This is a genomic window from Salmonella sp. SA15303, from assembly GCF_029962125.1.
In the GTDB taxonomy this organism is placed as follows: Bacteria; Pseudomonadota; Gammaproteobacteria; order Enterobacterales; family Enterobacteriaceae; genus Salmonella; species Salmonella enterica.
The window spans coordinates 1,855,482-1,875,873 of record NZ_CP123924.1 but is presented as its reverse complement, the minus strand read 5'-3'; the positions used below and the strand labels follow the sequence as shown (position 1 = coordinate 1,875,873).

The 20,392-nt window shown below is 52.6% G+C and carries 29 protein-coding genes; 1 reads left to right on the top strand and 28 read right to left on the bottom strand.

The window, feature by feature from the left end; genetic code table 11:
• Window positions 1-3 precede the first annotated feature (3 nt).
• From QEN31_RS08955 to QEN31_RS08905, 11 genes are all read right to left on the bottom strand, one after another.
• On the bottom strand, window positions 4-945 hold the full coding sequence (locus QEN31_RS08955; RefSeq protein ID WP_001139601.1) for a hypothetical protein: 942 nt from the start codon (window positions 943-945) through the stop codon (window positions 4-6).
• Window positions 929-1,363 (bottom strand): hypothetical protein, encoded by a 435-nt coding sequence (locus QEN31_RS08950; protein WP_000627557.1) that lies wholly within the window; start codon window positions 1,361-1,363, stop codon window positions 929-931. The genes QEN31_RS08955 and QEN31_RS08950 overlap by 17 nt, the downstream gene beginning before the upstream one ends.
• Window positions 1,360-1,788, bottom strand: a complete 429-nt coding sequence (locus tag QEN31_RS08945; RefSeq protein ID WP_000115737.1) for a hypothetical protein — start codon at window positions 1,786-1,788, stop codon at window positions 1,360-1,362. Before QEN31_RS08945 ends, QEN31_RS08950 begins: the two co-directional genes overlap by 4 nt.
• Complete coding sequence (locus QEN31_RS08940) at window positions 1,785-2,267, bottom strand: hypothetical protein (RefSeq protein WP_000780868.1); 483 nt, start codon at window positions 2,265-2,267, stop codon at window positions 1,785-1,787. The genes QEN31_RS08945 and QEN31_RS08940 overlap by 4 nt, the downstream gene beginning before the upstream one ends.
• Before the next feature lie 68 nt (window positions 2,268-2,335).
• Window positions 2,336-3,367, bottom strand: a complete 1,032-nt coding sequence (locus QEN31_RS08935) for a DUF2184 domain-containing protein (protein ID WP_327258392.1) — start codon at window positions 3,365-3,367, stop codon at window positions 2,336-2,338.
• 16 nt (window positions 3,368-3,383) lie between these two features.
• A complete protein-coding gene (locus QEN31_RS08930) occupies window positions 3,384-4,244 on the bottom strand; it encodes a hypothetical protein (RefSeq protein WP_000002317.1) in 861 nt (286 codons plus the stop codon).
• 15 nt (window positions 4,245-4,259) lie between these two features.
• On the bottom strand, window positions 4,260-5,879 hold the full coding sequence (locus QEN31_RS08925) for an NUDIX hydrolase (RefSeq protein ID WP_000964073.1): 1,620 nt from the start codon (window positions 5,877-5,879) through the stop codon (window positions 4,260-4,262).
• Window positions 5,880-5,891: 12 nt separating this feature from the next.
• Complete coding sequence (locus tag QEN31_RS08920; RefSeq protein ID WP_001091611.1) at window positions 5,892-6,716, bottom strand: hypothetical protein; 825 nt, start codon at window positions 6,714-6,716, stop codon at window positions 5,892-5,894.
• The gene (locus QEN31_RS08915; RefSeq protein WP_001001270.1) at window positions 6,713-8,134 is read right to left on the bottom strand and encodes an anti-CBASS protein Acb1 family protein; all 1,422 of its coding nucleotides are present in this window, start codon (window positions 8,132-8,134) and stop codon (window positions 6,713-6,715) included. Before QEN31_RS08915 ends, QEN31_RS08920 begins: the two co-directional genes overlap by 4 nt.
• An 11-nt stretch (window positions 8,135-8,145) precedes the next feature.
• Entirely contained in the window at window positions 8,146-9,477 is a 1,332-nt protein-coding gene (locus QEN31_RS08910) for a terminase large subunit domain-containing protein (protein WP_000763785.1), read from the bottom strand.
• A 1-nt stretch (window position 9,478) separates the two neighbouring features.
• Window positions 9,479-10,231, bottom strand: coding sequence for a hypothetical protein (locus QEN31_RS08905; protein WP_268168657.1), 753 nt, complete (start codon window positions 10,229-10,231; stop codon window positions 9,479-9,481).
• A gap of 87 nt (window positions 10,232-10,318) precedes the next feature.
• Between QEN31_RS08905 and QEN31_RS08900 the strand changes: the two genes are divergently transcribed.
• Entirely contained in the window at window positions 10,319-10,876 is a 558-nt protein-coding gene (locus tag QEN31_RS08900; RefSeq protein ID WP_000877751.1) for a YfbU family protein, read from the top strand.
• Between the two features lie 26 nt (window positions 10,877-10,902).
• Here QEN31_RS08900 and QEN31_RS08895 read toward each other — a convergent pair whose 3' ends face one another.
• The 17 genes from QEN31_RS08895 to QEN31_RS08815 all read right to left on the bottom strand — a co-directional run bounded on the left by QEN31_RS08895 (window position 10,903) and on the right by QEN31_RS08815 (window position 20,301).
• Window positions 10,903-11,451, bottom strand: a complete 549-nt coding sequence (locus QEN31_RS08895; protein ID WP_001050815.1) for a DUF2514 family protein — start codon at window positions 11,449-11,451, stop codon at window positions 10,903-10,905.
• Window positions 11,448-12,074: a glycoside hydrolase family 19 protein gene (locus QEN31_RS08890; RefSeq protein WP_001005896.1), complete on the bottom strand. Its 627-nt coding sequence runs from the start codon at window positions 12,072-12,074 to the stop codon at window positions 11,448-11,450. Before QEN31_RS08890 ends, QEN31_RS08895 begins: the two co-directional genes overlap by 4 nt.
• 2 nt (window positions 12,075-12,076) lie before the next feature.
• The gene (locus QEN31_RS08885) at window positions 12,077-12,418 is read right to left on the bottom strand and encodes a phage holin, lambda family (protein WP_162264800.1); all 342 of its coding nucleotides are present in this window, start codon (window positions 12,416-12,418) and stop codon (window positions 12,077-12,079) included.
• Window positions 12,419-12,618: 200 nt separating this feature from the next.
• Window positions 12,619-13,308 carry a bacteriophage antitermination protein Q gene (locus QEN31_RS08880; protein WP_001097243.1) on the bottom strand — a complete coding sequence of 230 codons (690 nt, stop codon included), beginning with the start codon at window positions 13,306-13,308 and terminating at the stop codon, window positions 12,619-12,621.
• Window positions 13,305-13,445 carry a YlcG family protein gene (locus QEN31_RS08875; protein ID WP_000801757.1) on the bottom strand — a complete coding sequence of 47 codons (141 nt, stop codon included), beginning with the start codon at window positions 13,443-13,445 and terminating at the stop codon, window positions 13,305-13,307. Before QEN31_RS08875 ends, QEN31_RS08880 begins: the two co-directional genes overlap by 4 nt.
• Entirely contained in the window at window positions 13,442-14,053 is a 612-nt protein-coding gene (locus QEN31_RS08870; protein WP_001096548.1) for a recombination protein NinG, read from the bottom strand. The genes QEN31_RS08875 and QEN31_RS08870 overlap by 4 nt, the downstream gene beginning before the upstream one ends.
• 2 nt (window positions 14,054-14,055) lie before the next feature.
• Window positions 14,056-14,262: a hypothetical protein gene (locus QEN31_RS08865; protein ID WP_268168726.1), complete on the bottom strand. Its 207-nt coding sequence runs from the start codon at window positions 14,260-14,262 to the stop codon at window positions 14,056-14,058.
• Window positions 14,262-14,864 carry a DUF1367 family protein gene (locus QEN31_RS08860; RefSeq protein ID WP_000929790.1) on the bottom strand — a complete coding sequence of 201 codons (603 nt, stop codon included), beginning with the start codon at window positions 14,862-14,864 and terminating at the stop codon, window positions 14,262-14,264. Before QEN31_RS08860 ends, QEN31_RS08865 begins: the two co-directional genes overlap by 1 nt.
• Window positions 14,865-14,903: 39 nt before the next feature.
• Window positions 14,904-15,143, bottom strand: a complete 240-nt coding sequence (locus QEN31_RS08855) for a hypothetical protein (RefSeq protein ID WP_001804676.1) — start codon at window positions 15,141-15,143, stop codon at window positions 14,904-14,906.
• 55 nt (window positions 15,144-15,198) lie between these two features.
• Window positions 15,199-15,438, bottom strand: coding sequence for a DinI family protein (locus QEN31_RS08850; RefSeq protein ID WP_001217670.1), 240 nt, complete (start codon window positions 15,436-15,438; stop codon window positions 15,199-15,201).
• Window positions 15,439-15,958: 520 nt separating this feature from the next.
• A complete protein-coding gene (locus tag QEN31_RS08845; RefSeq protein WP_000662461.1) occupies window positions 15,959-16,516 on the bottom strand; it encodes a DUF551 domain-containing protein in 558 nt (185 codons plus the stop codon).
• Complete coding sequence (locus QEN31_RS25370; protein WP_371062357.1) at window positions 16,513-17,082, bottom strand: DUF550 domain-containing protein; 570 nt, start codon at window positions 17,080-17,082, stop codon at window positions 16,513-16,515. Before QEN31_RS25370 ends, QEN31_RS08845 begins: the two co-directional genes overlap by 4 nt.
• A 338-nt stretch (window positions 17,083-17,420) precedes the next feature.
• Window positions 17,421-17,894: an ead/Ea22-like family protein gene (locus tag QEN31_RS08835; protein WP_012218646.1), complete on the bottom strand. Its 474-nt coding sequence runs from the start codon at window positions 17,892-17,894 to the stop codon at window positions 17,421-17,423.
• Complete coding sequence (locus QEN31_RS08830) at window positions 17,891-18,505, bottom strand: hypothetical protein (RefSeq protein WP_000664373.1); 615 nt, start codon at window positions 18,503-18,505, stop codon at window positions 17,891-17,893. Before QEN31_RS08830 ends, QEN31_RS08835 begins: the two co-directional genes overlap by 4 nt.
• The gene (locus tag QEN31_RS08825; RefSeq protein WP_000025838.1) at window positions 18,502-18,759 is read right to left on the bottom strand and encodes a DUF4752 family protein; all 258 of its coding nucleotides are present in this window, start codon (window positions 18,757-18,759) and stop codon (window positions 18,502-18,504) included. The genes QEN31_RS08830 and QEN31_RS08825 overlap by 4 nt, the downstream gene beginning before the upstream one ends.
• 13 nt (window positions 18,760-18,772) lie before the next feature.
• Window positions 18,773-19,468, bottom strand: coding sequence for a replication protein P (locus QEN31_RS08820; protein WP_000801765.1), 696 nt, complete (start codon window positions 19,466-19,468; stop codon window positions 18,773-18,775).
• On the bottom strand, window positions 19,465-20,301 hold the full coding sequence (locus QEN31_RS08815; protein WP_000024043.1) for a replication protein: 837 nt from the start codon (window positions 20,299-20,301) through the stop codon (window positions 19,465-19,467). Before QEN31_RS08815 ends, QEN31_RS08820 begins: the two co-directional genes overlap by 4 nt.
• Between the last annotated feature and the right edge of the window lie 91 nt (window positions 20,302-20,392).

The window sequence follows — 20,392 nt, the reverse complement described above, 5'->3', positions numbered from 1 at the left end:
GGATTATTTCTCCACATAAATGGACGGAATTGCAGACGTGATCAGCCTGCGGGCGACGTTCCTCATCCGCTGCTGGTAGTAATTAACTTTGAATTTGACCTTTTTCCGCATGGCGATAATGTTGAGCTCGTTCTGCGTGACGCGCTCATCCTGTATCACAGGAATATTCATTACGCCCATTTCTGCATCATCGCGCAGGGTGTACTGCTGAACATATCGCAGAAAGTCCTCAACCACGGCATTCCTGAGGCCTGTAATCGAAATCGTCACATCCTCGGAAACCAGCTGGTACTGGTTGTCGCGTTCATCGATATAAAACGCCCCGGCGATCGGAGAGACATTGCTGCACCGTATTGTCGCGAAGGGAGGCGACAGGTTCTGCGTGGAAAGCATCGCCGGAAACATTGGCATAAACTGACTCAGCCCAAGCCATACAGGCAACGAACTGGAAACCACAACGTCACTCAGGTCGATATCATCCGCAGAGTTGATAATCTGCGACCGCATATGCGGATAGATCGCCTCCCCTGTGTAGTGATAAAGATTGGCCGGTTCGTTCAGCCCGGTTCGACGGGAGAAAGAAAACTGAATGCCAAAGAACTCGCCGATGTACAGGACGTCCGACCCAATATCGTTGAATGGGTCTATATCGGCCTGCGCAGTAAACGTAACGACGTTGCGGTCGTAGAGTTGTTCATCGTCCTGGATGGTTTCTGTCGTCAGATGAAGGTAGCCTTTGACGTTTACCGTGTCGGGTTCGTTGCCCGGGTTATCAGACAGGACTGAGGCTTTAACCCAGAACACGAATCCATCAAGCGGAAGAACCTTCCGGATATACTTCGTAAACGTAACCACCTGAAAGCGACTGAGGTCGTCAAGCCCCTGCGTCAGAGCCGCGTTAAGCTCTGTTTTTGCATTCTGCTGTAGTTCACTCAGGGAAGGCATTTAATACCCCGCTTACCCAGGCGCGCATTGCCGCCTGATAGTTTCCTGTATCGATAAAGGATGCCCGCGGATCGCCCTTCTTATTTTTGAAGCGTTTAGATATACCCAGCAGCGCGCGTCGGGTTGGCACACCTGACATGCCGTTCATCTCTTCGTTATCCAGAAAGGCCACGAACAGGTCGTGAACGCGTGACATGGATTCCGCAAGCGGATCCCTTAACGGCGGCGCGCCAGCCAGCATATTTTCAAGATTTGCGGCGAGGTCTTTACTCATCAGGTCGGCGATGTCGTTTCCGTACCTGTCAAAAAAGGTCTGCATAATCTGGTATTTTTCTTCCAGGTACTCAGCAACATCCCCGGTCGTGGTGTTTTCATCCTCGTAGGGAATGTCGATAACGCCAAGATGAAAGGTGATCATGACAGCCCCCACAGGCTACCGAACTGCTGGGCAATCATCAGATAGCGGCGTCCCCAAGGGTCCTGCAACATCTGCAGATCGGCCAGAGACAAATCTTTGAAGAAGTCAGGCACAAGACGCTGCGCGCTGGTTGAGTTATCCCCGGCCCCCGTTATCACGCCAGCCTTGAAATCATTCAGCCCATACTCTTTCCTGAATTCAGCAAATACCGACTCAGTACCGTAGTTGACCAGAAACGATGCGCCAAGATTGTAAACGGCAACCTCATACAGGCTGGGCATAACCAGTTCAATATCCCGGTTCACCCATTCCACGGCCGCGTTATACGCAACAACAAAGGACGGAGAGTCATAAGGAACCTGGCTGGCGGTTACGCCCATATCTGTGCGAACGAATATGATGAATGCAGCCAGATTTACGCTCATTTTTTCTTATTCCCGGCTTTCGGAGTAACAATCGTCTCGTTAACGACCTGAGTTTCGTCGCTTTCATCACGGCCTCTGGCCTGCTCAACGCTGAATTCCATATCACCGTCGTAACCCGTACCACTGTTTCGCAGCGTACTGTCGTGAGCAATAATTGATGCCTGCCGGAGGTTGTGAGCGTTACGTGTCAAATGAACATCGTTGTCGCGAATAGTTTTCTCGATTACCGATGCCGAAACAGGCTTGTTAATGCTGTAGCAAAGACCGACAAAATCTTTACTCTGATCAATTTTTGTCGAATCAACCAGACCATAAACACGATGGTGCTGAATAACCGCGTCAACCTCTTCGGTGGAGCCATCAAGAACCATCATTTGTGCGCCGTGCTCAATAGGGATCTGAACAAGTCTCCCTGTCTCCAGCTTGCGATAGGTGAAGATATGACGCTGTTTAGTGGTGTTGGCGATATACAGTTTCATTAGTTACCCTCGTAAAAAAGCCCCCGCAGAGATATCCCTGTGGGGGCTAGTTCATTTCAAATAATGGATCAGGCGCTGTACGCCATAGACAGGATGGTGATGGCTTCCGGACGAACTGCCCAGCCTGCGGTTGAACGCATTTCGGACAGAACATCAATGGCGCCACCAGCGATCGGTGTCGGAATTTCACGCGGTGCAGCCATATCACAGAACATCAGCGCATTCGCGGCAAGAGACGGGGTCAGCTTGGCGAATTCGTTGGTGTTCACGGTGGAATTGACCATCGGCACTTCAACTTCAGGGATGGTAATGACCACCGCGTCTGTTCCGCCCGCGCCTTTTCCGATCAGCGTGTCGTCATAAACCCAGTCCACCTGAACATTTGCCCCTTTCAGAACCTCCTTCACGGTGTTGCCAACGGTATCGGTACCGCCACCAGGACGCTGATATGAGGTCAGCTGGACAATCTGCTGGATCTCCATTGCACCCAGAACGCGCTGAGGACCGAGAATAACGACGCGCAACTGGCGACCTAACTGCATGGTGCGGGTCATTGCCGCCTGGACGTGACCGAGCAGGTAAACGGCCATTTGACCATGATCGTAGGTCAGCACAGTGGTATTTCCGGCGCTGTCTGCTGGCAGTGTTTCGGTTGTTGCGCCAGCAGTATTCAACAATCCTTCACCACCAGCCGGATTCATGCCGTACAACAGTGCAGAACGAAGTTGCTGGAAAATACCCTGTCGCATGCCGAGACGTTGAGCTTCCGGCAGAGCAAAATTCCAGTTACCGGCTGCCGCCATGTCGTGGTGATCGTAGATACCACGGCAGCGGAACAGGTAAGTTGGGGTGGAAATCATCCGGGCATCAAGTGCCAAGCTCGGCAACTGGTTGGCGTTACCCGACTGGCTGGAGGTTACCTGGGTGCGAATATCCAGGCGGCGCATGTAGGCGTACTGGTCGCCAACGCCAATTCGGACCTGAGGATTACCGCTGGCGATAGTTTCAAACGCACCTGACGCCTGCTGGTAACCAAGGATCATTTCCGGCGCGATATACGACGGATTGACGATAGTGTAGCTGGGGGTAATTGCAGCCATTTAATTCAGCTCCTGATTAAAGTAAGACCAGCGCGCAGCTGTCGTTGTTATTCCAGGTCAGGAAACCAGTTGAGCTGTCATAGGTGACAGTTTTGGAGTTACCTGTTTCGACGGCGAGCACTTTCACTGGCAGTGTGATGTCGGAAAGCGTTACCGCACCGATGGTGCCCTGCGTGGTCGCTGCACCGCCTGGTGCTGTCGCCGGGGTGTAAGTAAAGGTGGTTGCACTCGGTACAGACAACACAACAACGGTGCCGTTGTACGCCGATGGAGCAACGCCGCTGATTTTTACGTACTGGCCAGCCGTCAGGCCATGCGCTGAAGCAGTGGTTGCTGTAGCCACGCCAGAGGCATAGGACACATCAGTTGTCGCGATATCGGAACCGGCGAAGCCAGCTGCCGCCGCAGTGGTGATCTGGTTGTTCACGAAATCCCAAGCCAGCGGTGTTTTCACTGAAGCACCAGCGGTACCCAGCGCAACAACCTGCGCAGATGCTTTCAGCGGAATGCGCATGCTAGAGCCCAGGCGATAGTAGGAAACGCTCATGCCGGATGCGTACAGCGGAACCGGAGACTGCGGAGTGGTCAGGCCGTTGTGCGCCTGATTGAAGACGGTAAAGCCTTCCAGTTCGGCAACAGACACCGCGCGGCGGATAAACGAACCGCGAGGGCTTGAGCTGGTACCTGGAAGAAGCTCGGCGACGGGCAGCCCACCCCACAGAGGTTTGGTTTCGGTTGGTGCCACTGTGCCAGCAGCCAGATTAAAGCGGTTCGCCGGGTCATCCAGCGCAACGCCCTGAATATAACCGTCGGACTGCACACCGAAAGAACCCAGCGCGTTCGTGGTTGCCATCGGGTTAAGAGATAAGTTAGCCATGCTTGAGAGCTCCCGTTAAGCCTGGTTGTTGAAACTGGTGACCTGACGCTTGCCAGACTGGAACGGAGCCCAGGTGACAGCAGGATCGCCTTCGAAGGTGCTGATCTGGCGACCAGTTGCATCAGCGCGTTTAATTTCACGCAGCATGCCAGGCCCAACAGACAGGATTGCCGATTTCTGCGCGTCGGCGTAGATCGTCTTCTCGGCCACACTCAGCAGGGCTGAGTCAGCGATGGAGGACAGGTCGACGGTTTTGAAGTCAGGCGAATGTTCCTGAAGCTGGATCATCAGGCGGCGGCGATATGCCAGCGGCTTTTCACCGGACAGCGGAACCGGCGCGCGCTTACCGAAGCAGGAGAACACGCTATCGGCCTTCACCTGTGCGTCGGCGACTTCGTTACGCTCTTCATCGCTTAACTCGGTTGGAATGCGCGACTTAAGCTCTGCGATTTCGCGACGGACATCGGCGTCAGCCTTTTCTTTCGCCATACGCTCAGCCTCTTCGGTATCGGCCTTCTCTTTGGCTTCAGCGTCTGCTTTTTCCTTCGCGGCTTTCTCTTCCGCGTCAGCTTTGGCTTTCGCCTCTTCGGCCTCTTTCTCCTCAGCATCAGCCTTTTCTTTCTTGGCTGCTTCTTCGGCATCGGCCTTGGCTTTCAGGTCTGCTGCTTCTGAGTCAGCCTTAGCCATGCGTGCGTCAATCGCCTTATTGATTAGCGCTACGATTTTTTCCTCGTCCATCTTTTCAGCCTCGTTTGGAATGGAATCAGATTTAACACCAGTAGGGGCAAGGAGTTTGTCCCATACGCCCTGTTCACAAATTGCAACGTGGTCGAGCAACTCAGGGGATGGCTCCACCAGTAGAGGCTGACCGTCGATCTCAATGATTGAATCGGGAACCTCAACAAACTTGACTGTTGGTGAGGTGCTTAACTGCCTGGTTGCCATGATTTCGGCAGCCTCGGCGTCATATACGCGTGCAATTGCCCACACCTCACCATTGTCAGCAACCCAACTATTTGTCAGGGTGCCGATAACGCGCTTGGCGAATTCATTGCTATCAAGCGTATTTTTCTCCGGGTGCAGCCATATGAGCGGTAGCCCGGCAACCCGCTGGAGAAACTCTGGGGTGAGATAGTCGTCCGGGTTACGGAAGGCCATCTGTTGATCTGCAGAGCGCCAGGTTACTCCCGTTCCGGTCACCCGGATGGCGAACATCCACATATTGATAAAGAATTGCGGGCTGCTTAAGGTCCCGTCAGCGATGAGTGCGGCCACTTCCGTTTCATTGAGCGCCTGCCGTGCCAGCATCTCAGCGAATGGCTGATGTAGCGGTTTAGGCAGATCGTCAATGTGGAACCATCCGGCGGCCAACGATTCGTCGTTAAGCTTCGCTTCGAATCTCTCCGGCACTTCGGCGCGAAACGTCAGATAATCACCGTGAACACTGTGCGGGATCAGCGGGCCATCGTACTGATAACCCACCTCTTCCAGCACCTCGCGGCGCGCGGCATCAATAGCCAGTTCTCCCTGCTCTACCGTGCCGCCGGGCTGACACCAAGTGCCATCATCCGAGCGCTGGATCAGGAAGACGAACTTACCCTGACGGAACATTATCCCGCTGCCAAAAATAGCCACGTTTTAATGCTCCTATGCTGCTTTCTTCATCGACTCCATGAACTTCTGCCCCTTCTGGGTCAGCATGTATTCTGGAATGCTTCGAATGTTGTAGATGTAGGTCACGTAGCACTGACAAAAAACCTCTTCGCCAGGCTGAGTGATTTCGTCGAGGTAACCGGCAGGCCCGGCTTTCACGTACCCGTTTTTTTGCGCCCAGTTCCCGCGAATCAGGTAATACAGCTGATCGCGTTCCTTGTGGTCCTCGCGGAAGTCATAGCCAGGACGCCGCCAGTGGCTGTGCCATATCGCTGCAATCGCGTTGTTGCTGGTTGCGATCACGTTGTCGATGTTGGCTATCAGCTTATGGTTCTGGTCGATCATCACCCGGCGCGCTTCATAGTCCACCTTCTCGGCGGCCTTCTGAATGTGCCCTGCCGTCTCCCGCATTGTTCCCTGAATGCCAGTCAGCGCAATACTGTCGGCAGAGGGAATGCTGCTGGCCCAGCCGCTAAACCGCGATAACGTGGTGTCGATGGCTTTTTTGCGGTTGAGCTTGATAAGGTCGGCGCTGGCGAGGATCCTCCTGTCGAGCTCTGTCCTCAGCTGTGGCTCAAGGTAGTTGAGTGTAAACCGGGATATGCCCTGGTGGCGCTTCAGCGCGCCAGCACGCCCCACCTGCAGGTCGTATGCTTTCGTCAGATTGCGGGTGACCATCGCCATGTAGTCATCGGCGGTTTCGCTTTCGGCGGCCTGGCGGATAATTGCCTGCCAGCGTTCCAGCTCTTCCCGGGACGAATAGCCGTTGCGGAGAAAGAACTTCACCGCATCTCTCACTGTTCGGGTGAAAGTGTTCATAGCATCATCCCGCCGCCCGGCTCTTCAGCTTTTGGCGGCTCCGGCGGTGGGTTGTCTTTCAGCGAGTCGTAATCGAGGTTAAGCCGCTGCGGGAAGAGGTTCTCGTTGGCGTTGGCGTTTTCGCACGCCCACTCGATAAGTGTCGCGCGGTTCTCCGGGTCCGCTGTGAGCTGCGGCAGCACCGCTTCCAGCATGCTTACTATCGCCTTGAATCGCGTCTCATCGACCTTCACCTTCTCGCTTTCCGGCTCTTTCAGAGAGGATGGCCAGCGGTACTCGAAGTTGTTTATCCAGCTCGCGAAATACACGCTGTAGGTGTTTTTCAGCTCCGGGAAGTCGGCGCGTAACGACTGGAAAAACTCTATGCTCCAGGCACGGTACTGGCACACGCGGATGAAGAACGCGTAAAGCGAGTCCAGCCACTCGCGGATGTTGTCGATGTACACTGCCACGGCGCGGGCATCTTCAGTGCCTTCACCGAAGCCCTGGGCGAACGTCTCAGAGTTGAGGATGATCGCCGGCATGTCGGCGGCGGCGGCCACGTTCTCCAGGATGTGCTTACGCGCAGAGTCGAGAGGTTTTTCCAGATTGCTCAGGTCGATTGACTCGATGTTGTCGCTCTCGCCGATCTGCAGGACCTCTCCCGTCTTCCCGCGCTTAAGCATCATGCGCTTAATGCCGCTGAGCTTCTGCATCATGTTGTTGACGACGGAGCTTGGCCCCTTAATTTTCGTCACCAGCAAGCCACCTTTCACCGCAACCATGTCGTCGGTGCGCATGGTCTGGATGAAGGATTTCAATGGATAGAGCGCTCGCTGGTATACGCTGCGGCCGGTGAAGCCGAACGCCGCAGGGTTGTATGCTAGGTAAATCGGATCCTCGTTCTGCACGACAACGCAGCGCGATTTGTGATACGGCTTGCCCGCCACCCGGATACCGTCGACTTTCTGGAAGTCCTGGGCATTTGGGTCCTGATTCAGCACGATGCTGCCCGCGGTGTTCAGCGGGTCGAGAATGTTAAAGCTGACGTTGTGCTTGTACAGCGTGCGGTAATCCAGCGATTCATTCGGCTCCTGGTTATCCACCAGCATTGCAATCGCAGATACGCCGTAAATTCGGGCGATCCGCGCGGCGTTGGCGATGTGCTGGTTAGCACCCATCGCTTTCCATTCTCGCTCGAACGCGTCACGCAGGCGCTGCTCAAGGCCATAGGACTGGGCAACATGGACGGTGCGCGGCTCATTCATCGCCATTTTAATCGGGCGATCCACCATCTTTCCGCCCAGCGGGTGGTAGAGGTAAACCGTTTTGCAGGTCTGATAGCCAGCCGTTGACCCTGGCTGGATGTCGTCGCTGTCCAGCAATGCCATCAACTCTGAGTGAGAGCAGCTGCCGATTTCGAAATCGTCTTCGTTCATTGGTCCTCTCGTCAGATTGCGTCGCTGCTGCCGAAGGCGATGATCAGCCCGTAGGTATAATCATCGAGCAAGTCATCGGCGCGTTTATGCGCGTTCTTGTCGGCAAGGTGGAATCGGGAAACCTGCTTGTGCAGATGGTTTGCTGTCTCGCCCTTGAAGACGGCTGTCTTCTCGAAGGCGTATCGGGATATTTTCGCCAGCCCGCGGTAGTGATAACCGGAGGCCATAATGGCGCGCTCGTCCTTTCCTTTGCTGGTCAGGGCGGACTCAATTTTGTTGACTGGCCATCCCAGGCTTTCGCCTTTCTGCAGGAGGATGCTGCCCATACTGGCGTCTTCGATAAAAACGCCGAGGCTGCCGTTGATGGCAACGCACTGGCCGGAAAGCTCGTTGAGCCGGTCGAATACCGACGGCATCCACGTTTCCAGCAGTGCGCCGTCAATCTGCACCACATCCCAGTCCAGAATGGTGAGGCGCTGAATGCCGGGCCGGGTGTCGACGGCGTAATACACCACCGCCGTGCCGTCATGCTCAGAACCACCTTTAACGGCAGTATCCATGACAGCAAAGACGGCCTGGCACATTTCAGGGTAATCGACAGGCTGATCCTGATTCTCACCCTCAAACCATTTCCGGATGTCGAACAGCGAAGCGGCTGACCAGTCGACGAACTCGGCCAGAAACTCCTGGCGGAACACTCGTGGGTCGTTGTTCGCCTCTTCCTTTTCCAGTTCTTCAGGTGGAACGAACGGATTGGAAGACGTCGGCGCGTGGTGCTCTATAAAGCCAAGGTTCTTGTCGTGGCAGATGGCATAAAAGAAGTTCTCTTCGTCCACACCGTCCGGTGTTGAAAATACGTAGGCCCGGCCTTTCGTCGTCAGCAGTGTTGGCTTAATCGACTTGGGCCATATCTCCCTCAGCATCTCAGGCGACTTGGTAAACGCCGCCTCGTCTATCAGGATGATTTCGTATTCACGACCACGGCCAGCCAGTTTGTTGTCGTTGGTGACCCAGAAGTCGATCTTCCCGCCGTTCTTCAGCAGCAGTCGCTTCTCCTGGCGGCTGAAGCTTTTTTTCAGAGGCAGCAGGATTTCTTCGAGCTTGTCGTAGATCTCCTGATACTGACGATATTCAGCAGTAAAAATCCCCACCCTGCCGCCGAGTTCAATATCCATACCCGGACGCTTAAACGGAGCAGTAGCGTAGGTCACCGCGGCGCTGGAAAGCATGAAGGTTTTGCCCCAGCGACGACCACACCGGACCGCATGCAACTGACCTTCCCAGGAATCAGACCAGACCTTTAATTGCCCGTCATGCAGCGTAGGAAGGTAAATATCGGCCATATCATCTTCCCGGTATTGGCAGCGAGTTATGAACGACAATCGCGTTGTCTTTATCACCGTCTTTCATCACATCGATTTCCAGTTCAACTTTTTCAGTGGCTGCTTCCCGGTACGCGGCATCAACTTGAAGTTTCGCTATTGATCCTTTGGTGTATTCCAGCGACTCAATACGCGCAGTATTGCGGTGCATAGCTTTCTCCGCGGAGGAAATAAGTTCATGAAGGTCTTTTGCTGTCTCGTCATTAGCGAGTTCTAACTCTGCCTGCCAGCGGCCGATGTTCTCCGCCGCAGTCAAGTTCGCAGCACGTAGCCAGAAAAGCTCATCATCCAGCGTGAGCGCTTGTGCATCCTCTGTAATGGCGTCAGATAGAAGCATGCGGCGCCCATATCCCCCATGTTTAAGGGCTTGCTGGTTTCCGGGTTTGAATGGGTTTGTTGGCGGTGACCGCCTGGATCCGCGTATCAGTTTCGTTTCTGGAGAATTTGTGGAATTTTCGCTTTTATTCGCAGTTTTATCTTTTCCCTTGCAAGCCTTCTCCTGAGTGGAGTTACGCATTTTTCCTTTCTGCGAATTCGCAGTTTGATTCGCAGTTTTTTTTTGCGAATTCGCAGCACTATTCGCAATCTTGATATAACGCTTTGCGCTGGCGTAATTCAGTCCCTGCGCTTCACACCAGTCTTTGGGGGAAATACCGGATTTAGCATGCTCGGCGAGGAACTGGTGTTGCAGTGCTCCCCAGTCCGGTTTTGCCATTTTAACCCTCAGTTTCTTGAAATATTTATGATCGCATGTATCTTTTCTAATGCTGTAACAATGGTCTATCAATTCAAGGAATTTAGAATGAAATACTCACAGCAAGAAAAACTGCAGATCCAAATGCTCTGTGATATTCACCGCGCACTGAAAATTAAAAACTCTTTTGATCCTGACTTCATCGATGAGGCAGTTAGCACTGATAGCTACTGGGCCTTGAGATGGAAGTACCCGAGTCTAGATGATGGTGAAGAGGATCCAGAGGAAGTACAACTGTTTGTTGATACGTTTGATATGTATGAAATACTTCAATATACCTACAACCACTTCAGCGATGAGGATAAGGCAGATGTTGCAGAATCAATTCCTCATTTCAATGGTGAGGCATCCTTAGCTTTCCCTGGCTTTGATGGTAATAACGAAACAAATTATTTGACTATCGGTGGCATGCTTAAGCGTATGGGGCGCTTCTCAGGCAAGGAAGAGTTAACGAAGAATTCCCACATGCCTTCAGTTGAAATTTATCGCCGTATGCTTGAGGTTTTCTTACCTGCTCGTGCAAAAAACTGGATACACGATGTAGGTATCACAAAACAAGATTTTATCGATACACTCAACGCGAGAGTGCATCCAGAAAATCGTTAAAAGTTAATGCCCGCAAAATGCGGGCATTATTCATCATGGAGCCTTATTACTTTGTCGTAGGTGCGCTCGCAGGTACTTCCGGCGACATAACGCTCATCAGCCTCTTTTGCGAACTTTCCCGCCAGATCGTCAGCTTCGCCAAGCAACTGGGCGAGCAGTATTCCGGTCTCGGATTTTGCCTGGCTTGCTGCGGCAATAGCGGAAAGCCTGCCGGTTTCACTTCCTGCGAGCTGCCGTTGTACTGCTGCGAGCTGCTGTTGCAGCCCACCGCGAGCACGCTCAGCAGCATCAGCATCGGCCTGTATTTTTGCCAGTTCTTCATCAGCTCTTTTCCGTTCTTCATCTGCGGCGTGCTGGCGACGCTGCTCTTTCGCTCTTTCGGTTACTTCACGCTGCAATGCAGCGGTCGCATCGGTAAGGTCTCGTTGCGCCCACTGGTATTTCCAGGATGTATCCGCTTTCTGATAACCTCGTGAATAACACCAGTACGCACCAGCACATAACAAAAAAGCCACCAGCAGTATTTCTGCTAATGGCTTCCAGAATTTTTTAAGCAATACAGGTAACAGATTCATACCAGCACCGATTTTGCTTTTTCAAAGCGCTCTCGCCGCTCTCCGATGCCGTTCTGCCCTCCGTTGATTATCTGTGTAACGCGTACCATGTCGCCGGAATATTTCAGACACCCTTTAGTCGCGAAGAACCACGCTGCACTACGGGCAGCATACGTATCCTGTGCCAGTAGATCCGGATGGGCAACGAGCTCAGTTTTGATCCCGTTACCGCAATCACGGTAGTTGTTCAGACCTGTGATCTGGATAAGTCCACGCCCGCGGTAGTTCCAGCCGTCGCCAGGCCCGTTGTTACCCATTCGCTTGCTGTATACCAGATTAGCTATTGCACGCTGTCGCTCGAGCGGAAGCGCCTTCTCACAGGATTTTCGTCCAAGAGTACTGGCCTGATCTGGAGTGATTCTCCCGGCGCGGATGAATCCGGTCAGCCCGGCGATACTGTAGTTGAAGCTCTCCACCAGCCTTGTAAAACCAGCGCTTTCATGTCCCGCCTGAGCAATGAACATGGCCTGATCCAGTGGCGCAGTAATACCGAATTCGCTCATTGCCGCCGTAATATGTGGATACCAGCGCGCGGCCAGTTCGGCGCTGATACCAGCCGCCTGCTGAAATTGAGACTCGTTCATGATTAAACCTTGTTATTATCCCCACCGATACGACCACTGATAAACTTCATTGCAAAGCCGCGGATCGCATCCACGCCGATAAGGCCGACGCCGCCACCTATCGCAACAGACAGGGACTTGGGCCAGCCGAAATATTCCAGCGCAGATGAGAAGGTCAACGTCAGGGCGCCGCAAAGTAGAATTTCGAGTGTTTTTTTCTTCCAGCCACCGTTACCGCCAAAATAGGCAATGCGCAGACCAGCCATAAATAACGACATCAGAACAGCGCCCAGCGGGGTATCTCCTCGCCACCAGCTCTGGAACAGCTCCAGCCAGCCCTGCCAGGAATGGGGATCGTTGTGCATTTTCATAAGCCTCACCTCCGATAGCTCGGATGGCGCAGTGTGAAGTAGGAAGGCCGCCCGGTGGATTAACGACAAAACTCAGAGGGATTATTCCGGACGGCACAAACAGAAAAGCCCCGCACGATGGCGAGGCTTGAATTTGTTTGGTCGACGATTGAAGCTATGGCGACGATATCAGATTTACTCAAAATGTATGCTATTTAATTGACTTTTGCAATACCCTGCTGCGAAAAGGTCGCTTTTTGTTGTGATCTTGTTTTCACCAGACAAAGCAGAGATTCGGTATCAAGCCTCTTAAAGATGTTACTCATCGCGCGCCAGTAGTCCGCATAGTTGTGGCTCCAGTTGTCAGGCTTAACCCCGCACAGGCTGGCAAGCTCCTGTTGCTGGTAGACGTATCGTCCGGCCAGCCCCTCTCTGACATCCTGCGCCGCCAGCCAGATAAGTTTCTTCAGCCGCTCCACTGTCTTGCCAGCCATCTTCCTCCCTGCAAGCTGCTGTCTGAACTCGCACCACGCCCAACTTGTTATTTCGACCTGGTGTTCCCAGCAGGTATTCTCACTATAATTCCACAACAACCACGCCTTGTAGTGTTCATCGAGTGAAAGAACCGCCCGGCGCCATGAGGCAGTGGAATATTCCACAGGCTTCACCAGCGGGATAGCGCTTCCTTTCGCCAGCGACTGCTTGCCGGGAATTGGTGGGTTATTTAACGTTATCCAGCTTTCTGTTTCCTCGTCCCAGATACGCTGTTTTTTTCGGGGATAGTTTTTCGTGTCGAATTGCGCGTTCTCCAGCCAGGCCAAAAGCTGCCCTTTAGTCTCCCCGCTTAAATCGGCTGTCGCTACCATTAGCTGCTCACGTACATACTGGAGGTATTGAGTGTTCATTGAGTAAATCCTGTGAACTGATAAATACGAACAAAATTGCGCAGGATGCGGTAGTCAACCAGCACCGAACCCGGACGGCGGTAAATACGGAGGCGCTGCCAGCGCATGCGGAGTATCTCGATCAGTTCTGGTTTCATGCGGCCTCCAGCTTTTTTAGCGCACGCAGATCCGACAGTGCCGCGAGCCTGATTTCCTTCAGCTCCTCGACCGTCCAGCGGTGCGGGGTGTTATTGTTCTCGAGTGCCAGCACCGCCGCCTCCCCGTAACGCTCAACCAGCGCGGCACGATATGCTTCGATGTTCCCTGATTTGTAGACGTTGCAGACATCACACTGAAGATGGATGTTGAAGCGAGTGAAGCGCAGATGCCCGGCGGCGGCCGTACTTCTGTAATGGCCTGCATGCCATGCGAACGCCGTCTTCGTTCCACAGGAGATGCAACCGAGTCCTTCTGCCAGTTCGGTTTCGCGGCAAATGTCATTTACGGCGCGCTGCGTCAAGTCAATCCAGTGTTTCAGCGGCTTAACCGCGGCTTTCCGCTGGCGCCAGGCGGCGCGTTCTTTTTTCTCAGCGGCGCGCTGAAGGGATTGCGCCTTACGTTGCGCGGCTTCGCGAGCTTTTCTGGTCTGTTCTTTGCCGACGGCGCTGGCGCACTGGTACGAGCAGACGATCTGCCCCTCGCGTATCGGGTGAAACCACTGGCGGCATTCTTTGTTTGCGCACTTACGGCGCGGTAATTTAGCCATGTTCACCCCCAGACCTTTTGGCATAAGGATTTTGGCGTCCGCACCCGGTGCGCATATTCAGGTAATTTCGCGCTGACAGTCCAGGTAATGAAGTCAGGGTTCAGGCTCTTTTCTGTCCTTACGCCCCGCTTCTGATAATCCGATATCAGCGTGTCGGCCTGCTCGGTTGTGCAGTCATGATGATGGAACCAGGAGTATTTCATCGCCATCACCCCGCAAAGCTCATGAGCTGGGCGGCGGCGTTCTCGGCCTCGCGCTGGGTACGGAATGTCCGTGATAAAATCCATCGCCAGAGAACATCAAGCGCAGATTTATACAACTGCTGAAATTCGACCTCATCCATACTGGAAAAAGCGATGCTGCGGGGATGTTTGCGAAGGGTGCCGTCCGGTAACTGGATGGCGTCATAGTGACCAGCCTCAACCGTCACCCATGCGCGGTAGGCATCGAATGATTTACACAGGCTAATCCCGTTTGTTACCCGGCGGTTTGCAATCTGTTCCAGATACTGTTCAGCCGCATCCAGTAATGCGCTTTCATTCCCGCCATATGCAGCGAGAAACTTTGCATAACCGTTTACCAGTTTGCGCTCATTGGCAGAAATGGCGCCGCCGGTGGGTTCCCAGTATTCAAACCCAAGATTAAGCAACGCGAAAAAGCGGCGATGGAATGCAGGATTCCTCACCTGACGGAACTCAGCCACCAGCACGGCGCCGAGTTTGATTTTTGATTGCAGAATATCACTGGTCTCCGGCGTTGCGGGGATCAGAATTCCAGATGACTGCTTGATGAGTTGTAATTCGTGCGCCATGGTGTTCTCCGTGGCGCAGCAGGTGCAGGTTGTTCAGGCCTACATTTGAAGTGTATCAAAGCAACGGGTAATTCGATAGCCTGCCTTTTCTAACATTTGCGTAAATAATGTTGGAGTTCCAACTATGTCATCAGGGTGAAGGGGAACAAAAGATATCTCGTCACCACGACGATACATCAGGGCGCGTCCGCTATCCGGAATACTGCCGAACCTTGCCACTACACAATGATCGTAACAACGTATAACCGCATACCCTGATTCTGGTAAGTCTTCTAACATGTAACCCCCCGTCACACTGACTTTATTTCTGGAAACGTCTGCGACTCCACGATGCTTAATATGCATAAAACCAGTCGTCAGCGCTTTCCCACGTTTCCTGCAGAATGCTCTGTATACGTTTTTTATCGCCATCAGCAGCACCGACGATACTCAGACCATCCTGACTGCCTCGACGGATGGTTAAGTTGCAGTTTTCATACTGATTCTGGAGACGGGTAATTAATTCTTTTTCAAGCGCAGGAACGGCACCTTCCGGAAGCTGTTTTGTCCGGCTGATAACAAGTTCAATTCTCATAATTCCCTCTACATTTAACTACTGTATATAAACACAGTATACCTGTTAGAAAGAATATTCAAGAGGTGAATAGCACTTTTTGCAAAAGCTAGCCTGTTGTTTCATATCAGATTTCAGGCGGAAAAACCCGCCGCAGCGGGTTATGACGCAACACTTCATGCCGGAGTTTTCCGATCCGTCTTGTTGTGAACCTCCCAGAGACTAATGCCGCAACTGAACACAAACTCAGCCAGATAATTTAAACCGGACCATTCCCGGATGCCGCCGCGCGCCGCTTCCACAAATACAGCGATATCCTGATCACGCCACACTCCAAACAGGCGCCAGCCACCACTGTCAGTCTTAACGGCTGCTATACGCGTCAGAACACCAGTCTGGTACAGGTCAGTGAACGCAGGTTTCTTCCTGGTTATTATTCGCATATCTACAAACCTAAGAAATGTTGATTACAAATCACTGATTCGTATTTTTTGATTTTTCACTAATGCCGATCACAGGACCGGCATGTAGATACGGGACATTAGCTCTGATCTGGTTCTGGTGCTGCTGGCAGCGGCATCCAGTGGCTTACACCGATAACTTCCATACCCTCCCAATAGTCAAAGAACCCATCATCGTCGTATGTAGCAACGAACATCCCCTGACCCAGACATTTTCCGGTAAAAATTGCGATGGGTTTAGATTCATCATTATCTGGCATTCGCTCACTACAGTTTATCCAACCACCCGGACTTACCGGAGAGTTGCCATTCACATCGAAATTTGGCTTTGCGTCCTGAACCAGAAGGATGTAACCGTTCTTAGCTGAATCAAGTTCTGATACCTCGTTGACAGTACCGAAATAGCGATTCCCGGCATCAGCATCACAAGTGCTGACATCAATGGACACCTCCATGCCTTCGATTAATTCTGGCAAGTTGTAAGTTTGGCTTACAGGTTGGTTTAGTTTTTCTAAGTCATGATGCAGGGCGGCGCGAACTGTACGCGCAATTCGTTCACGTAACTGTTGTGTGCCGTGATACTCAATAGCAATATCGCGCAGCTCGTTAACCAGTTCTCGGATTTGATTCTCTTTCACGATTTACCTCCGTTGAGCATGGCAGCTCGGCAGGCGCTCCACATGTCAGCAGCAATTGTGCACGCATATTCATCTGGGTTAGCCGTTGGTAAAATGCTCTTAATCACTTCGTAATCAGGTTCAATGGCAGGAGGAACTACCGGCGCTGGCTGTTCTTTGATATGTAGCCGCGGCTCGCCGTCTTTCGGCTCCGGCCACTGGCGGGACTTGTTTATCTCCAACTTTTCTATCATCGCCCTCGTAATGAATTCGTCGGAAATTCCCATGCGCCGCTGGGCATCCCACAATAAAAACTGCATATCAGCCCATTCAAGCGGGTCTGATGGGTCGGCAGCGGCTTCCAGCGCTTCTTTCGAAAGATGTTTAAGCGGGCCGACTGGACCAACATCGCCGAACGTCTTATCTGACCACTCGGCGTGCTTGCGGCGAATACGTTCGCGTTCTGGCGCTTGCTGCTCTTTACTAACCAAACGCGTTATTTCTGATTCCAGGAGTGAACCTAAAACTGTGTTCGTGCAGTGTTCAGCCCATTCGTTTTTTTCCAGCAGGCCGATGATATTGAGCATATCCTTGTAAACGCCTGTTTCCTGCACTGGCGGGGCGGTTCTGAATCCAGCATCAATCAGCGCCATCGTTACGGCGTGGATGTCATCCATAACCAATTTTTCTCCTGCCAGATTCCCTCCCATCTTCCTGACGATAATGTCCTTCATCATGTCACGCTGTACCTGGTTATACGCCACAGGTTCAGCGGTAAGCGCTGCCAACGCTATTTCAGCTAATTTTAAATTCGCCGCAGCTTCTACTGACTCCGGGGCATCCTTTAAATCTCGCCCCCTTTCAGCTACAGCTACTACAGCCCAATCAATCAGGCGCTCTTTAGTGAATTTACTGGTAATAGTGGTCATCTCAATACATCCTCCACACTTATTAATCCTTTATGGCTCAGATAGTCCATTGCTGCGCCGTATAACTTGCTGTTCGGCTTGGCGTTTCTGAGTGAATGGGCCAGGCGTTTAACCCACATCGTTAATTCTTCCACTTGCTTTTCTGCCCGCTCTGCTCGCTCACCCTCTGATTCTGATAATCCGTGGTAATGCCACTTTTCAGCCTCGTATGCACTGGCGTAGCCGTTTGCACTGTCCAATTCATCCAGCAGCGCCAGCGCGACTTTCGGGTTAAATGCAGCAATAAATTCAGCGTTGGCCTCAGCATTCGGCTGACAATCAAACCCACCCCACTTAATAACGTTTTCACAGCGCTTATCTCGCGGGGTGTGGATAGAAAAAGTTTTAGTATCGATATCAGAAAATAACATCCAGGGGCCTTTTGTCGCTTTCTCCGCCACTTCACGCAGCGCCTGTTTGTCGATGTTCATGCTGCACCGCCTTCAACACGTTTAAATTCAATCACCCACACCCACGGGTTAGCCTGCCAACTGTCGTCGCCGTAGATGGATTTCCACAGATATCGGAAACCATCAACGAGCAAAACACCAAACCCTGTATCAGTTACTCCCTCTGCTTCGGCGTCGGATTCAGTAATTGAGTTAAGGCGCTCAACGCGCACATCGGTGATTTCCAGCGTGATACGGCTGGACCAGCGCGGCATATGAATAGACGGCGTCCACTTCTCTGGTGTGGCCGGTTTATTGCAAACCGCAACTGGAACGCGATGAGTTTGCTCAGTCCAGGAGTTTCGGACACTGGCCCGGTAGACCAGCGTGGCGACATCCGTTGCCCGGCTATGCACACGGAACGTTTCGCGCACCCAGATGCGATCGCCGACCTCGCCAAATGGACACGTAAACCAGATATCACCGCCGCGTTCACAATCCTCCGCCCACGGCCACAGCGAACCATCATCACGTTCGGCAATTTCAGTGAACCGCGTCTGTTTCCATTTGATAGGACGCCGCGTCTGCGTCTTGCGACCGGATAAAATCGCGTTCACCATCTCGGCATTAAAAATCATTCCGCGCTCTTTCACTGGGCTGCCTCCTGGCGAAACATCATGATTGTCAGATCGCCTTTAGTCGCCAGGCGAACCGTCGTTCCGGGTTCTATGCTGGACAGGTCAAACGCATCGTAAAATTCGTTTACTGCTTTTTGCCGACGAGATTGCTTTCTGCGCCTATCCCATTGCTTTAGCGCAACGGAGATAAACCACTGACCCGCTCTGAACATGATGAACAGCCACCCCATTAAGGCGAGACCGACATCTAGAATGGTGAGAATGCTCATTTGGTTGCTCCTGTTAAATCAGACCGGCGTCTTTGCGTTGTTTGTATTTCGCCATTAACATCTCGGCTGGCGTTGGACCGCGATCCCGCGACGGCGCGGCTAAAGCGCGACGAACAGGCGGTATGGGTTTACCTGCAAGAACTCGCTTTTCCCACTCATGCAGAATGTCGCCAGCGGCCCGGTGCAGTTCTTTTTCGCTAAGCTGCCCTTCCGTTCCCCGGCGGCGCAGCTCCAGGCAGACGTGGTAATACAGCGGGTTTTTATCCCTCCAGGGGAATTGCTCACTGGTCGGATAACGGAAAACAAGCTTCCGCCAACGCCAGTATTCGCCCATGATGTCGTCAACACTGACCCCGAGTACTCCACTCCCCTCACGGCACCACGAAATAAACTGACCTGGCGACGGCCAGAACGGAGACTGGCTGGAACGGGCTTTCTGCATTCCGGCGGATAGCTGCTTGCGGGTGCGGATGCCATTTTCTGAAAATGCCGCTATCCATTGCTGCTTAGCTACTCGCTCGTCAGCATCGGAGCGGAGATTGGTTTGCGTCGCGGCCGGGAAAATCTGCTTCAGTTGCATGAACAGCGCGTCAACAAGGCGCTCAGCGTCTGAATTCACAACCCGGCCATGCTCAGGGTTGCCCCCGGCTATGCTTGCCATCGCTGCGCCATCCCGATTGTTTATTGCGCGGTAGAGTTCAGGTTTCATAGGAAATCCCTCCATGCATCCGGGCTGTTCCAGTGGATACTTTCCTGATCGATATCTCTGCTGCGCTTCGCCTGTCCGTCAGGTTCGAACAGACCCTGCCAGCCATTCGCAATACTGCGGTTAATAATTTCTTCAGGTGTGTATCCGTTCAGCCTGCAGCGGTCGAGCAGGTTGATAGCCTGCGTCACGGTCTGCTGAGACTTAATCGGCTTTTTCAGGTCACGGCGGTATTCAACCCATGAAGACCAGGTGATCGAAGACAGCCAGTCAGGCAACTGAACACTTGACGCATCGAACGAAACCGCCCGGGGGGATTTAGGGGGGTTATTACTATTGTCTTTACTGTCTTTTGTAATAGTGTCTTTTGTGTTTACCTGATTTGGGTAATAGCCGTTACCTGATTCGGGTAAACTTTTCTTACCTGATTCAGGTAAATTTACCTTTTTCAGGTAAGTTTTTTTTTCTGTACCTTTTTCAGGTAAAGATGACCATTCGCTGACCGTTTTATTAATCCCGATAACACGACCGGTTTGAGTTAATATCCCCCGCTTAACCAGGACGCTTTTTGCAGCTGAGCACTTATGAGGGAGAATGCCGGTCAGCTCCGAGATCTGCTCGTTACTGACCCAGTCAGATTTCTTATTGAAGCCGTATGTTTTGCGCATGACAGCCATGAACACCAAAAGCTGATGCTGCGACAAACCTGCATGCATTACAGCCTCAAGGATCTCATTGGCGATGCGCGTAAACCCATCATCGAGATCTGCCACGCGCGGCTCCTTATGTGCCACGTCAGGCACAGGAAAATTGATTACTTCGGCAGTATTTGCCATAATTACTCCTGTGAATTGATCCAGTTAATTCCACCAGAAAGCCGTTGGTGACCCCTCACCGCGGCTTTCGCCTTTTTGGTTGCTGCCATTT

What these genes read in the sequence shown, in the direction of transcription:
- QEN31_RS08955 (WP_001139601.1), bottom strand. Translation starts at nt 945, where the DNA reads ATGCCTTCCCTGAGTGAACTACAGCAGAATGCAAAAACAGAGCTTAAC.
- QEN31_RS08950 (WP_000627557.1), bottom strand. Translation starts at nt 1,363, where the DNA reads ATGATCACCTTTCATCTTGGCGTTATCGACATTCCCTACGAGGATGAA.
- QEN31_RS08945 (WP_000115737.1), bottom strand. Translation starts at nt 1,788, where the DNA reads ATGAGCGTAAATCTGGCTGCATTCATCATATTCGTTCGCACAGATATG.
- QEN31_RS08940 (WP_000780868.1), bottom strand. Translation starts at nt 2,267, where the DNA reads ATGAAACTGTATATCGCCAACACCACTAAACAGCGTCATATCTTCACC.
- QEN31_RS08935 (WP_327258392.1), bottom strand. Translation starts at nt 3,367, where the DNA reads ATGGCTGCAATTACCCCCAGCTACACTATCGTCAATCCGTCGTATATC.
- QEN31_RS08930 (WP_000002317.1), bottom strand. Translation starts at nt 4,244, where the DNA reads ATGGCTAACTTATCTCTTAACCCGATGGCAACCACGAACGCGCTGGGT.
- QEN31_RS08920 (WP_001091611.1), bottom strand. Translation starts at nt 6,716, where the DNA reads ATGAACACTTTCACCCGAACAGTGAGAGATGCGGTGAAGTTCTTTCTC.
- QEN31_RS08915 (WP_001001270.1), bottom strand. Translation starts at nt 8,134, where the DNA reads ATGAACGAAGACGATTTCGAAATCGGCAGCTGCTCTCACTCAGAGTTG.
- QEN31_RS08910 (WP_000763785.1), bottom strand. Translation starts at nt 9,477, where the DNA reads ATGGCCGATATTTACCTTCCTACGCTGCATGACGGGCAATTAAAGGTC.
- QEN31_RS08905 (WP_268168657.1), bottom strand. Translation starts at nt 10,231, where the DNA reads ATGGCAAAACCGGACTGGGGAGCACTGCAACACCAGTTCCTCGCCGAG.
- QEN31_RS08900 (WP_000877751.1), top strand. Translation starts at nt 10,319, where the DNA reads ATGAAATACTCACAGCAAGAAAAACTGCAGATCCAAATGCTCTGTGAT.
- QEN31_RS08895 (WP_001050815.1), bottom strand. Translation starts at nt 11,451, where the DNA reads ATGAATCTGTTACCTGTATTGCTTAAAAAATTCTGGAAGCCATTAGCA.
- QEN31_RS08890 (WP_001005896.1), bottom strand. Translation starts at nt 12,074, where the DNA reads ATGAACGAGTCTCAATTTCAGCAGGCGGCTGGTATCAGCGCCGAACTG.
- QEN31_RS08885 (WP_162264800.1), bottom strand. Translation starts at nt 12,418, where the DNA reads ATGCACAACGATCCCCATTCCTGGCAGGGCTGGCTGGAGCTGTTCCAG.
- QEN31_RS08880 (WP_001097243.1), bottom strand. Translation starts at nt 13,308, where the DNA reads ATGAACACTCAATACCTCCAGTATGTACGTGAGCAGCTAATGGTAGCG.
- QEN31_RS08875 (WP_000801757.1), bottom strand. Translation starts at nt 13,445, where the DNA reads ATGAAACCAGAACTGATCGAGATACTCCGCATGCGCTGGCAGCGCCTC.
- QEN31_RS08870 (WP_001096548.1), bottom strand. Translation starts at nt 14,053, where the DNA reads ATGGCTAAATTACCGCGCCGTAAGTGCGCAAACAAAGAATGCCGCCAG.
- QEN31_RS08865 (WP_268168726.1), bottom strand. Translation starts at nt 14,262, where the DNA reads ATGGCGATGAAATACTCCTGGTTCCATCATCATGACTGCACAACCGAG.
- QEN31_RS08860 (WP_000929790.1), bottom strand. Translation starts at nt 14,864, where the DNA reads ATGGCGCACGAATTACAACTCATCAAGCAGTCATCTGGAATTCTGATC.
- QEN31_RS08855 (WP_001804676.1), bottom strand. Translation starts at nt 15,143, where the DNA reads ATGTTAGAAGACTTACCAGAATCAGGGTATGCGGTTATACGTTGTTAC.
- QEN31_RS08850 (WP_001217670.1), bottom strand. Translation starts at nt 15,438, where the DNA reads ATGAGAATTGAACTTGTTATCAGCCGGACAAAACAGCTTCCGGAAGGT.
- QEN31_RS25370 (WP_371062357.1), bottom strand. Translation starts at nt 17,082, where the DNA reads ATGCTCAATATCATCGGCCTGCTGGAAAAAAACGAATGGGCTGAACAC.
- QEN31_RS08835 (WP_012218646.1), bottom strand. Translation starts at nt 17,894, where the DNA reads ATGAACATCGACAAACAGGCGCTGCGTGAAGTGGCGGAGAAAGCGACA.
- QEN31_RS08825 (WP_000025838.1), bottom strand. Translation starts at nt 18,759, where the DNA reads ATGAGCATTCTCACCATTCTAGATGTCGGTCTCGCCTTAATGGGGTGG.
- QEN31_RS08820 (WP_000801765.1), bottom strand. Translation starts at nt 19,468, where the DNA reads ATGAAACCTGAACTCTACCGCGCAATAAACAATCGGGATGGCGCAGCG.
- QEN31_RS08815 (WP_000024043.1), bottom strand. Translation starts at nt 20,301, where the DNA reads ATGGCAAATACTGCCGAAGTAATCAATTTTCCTGTGCCTGACGTGGCA.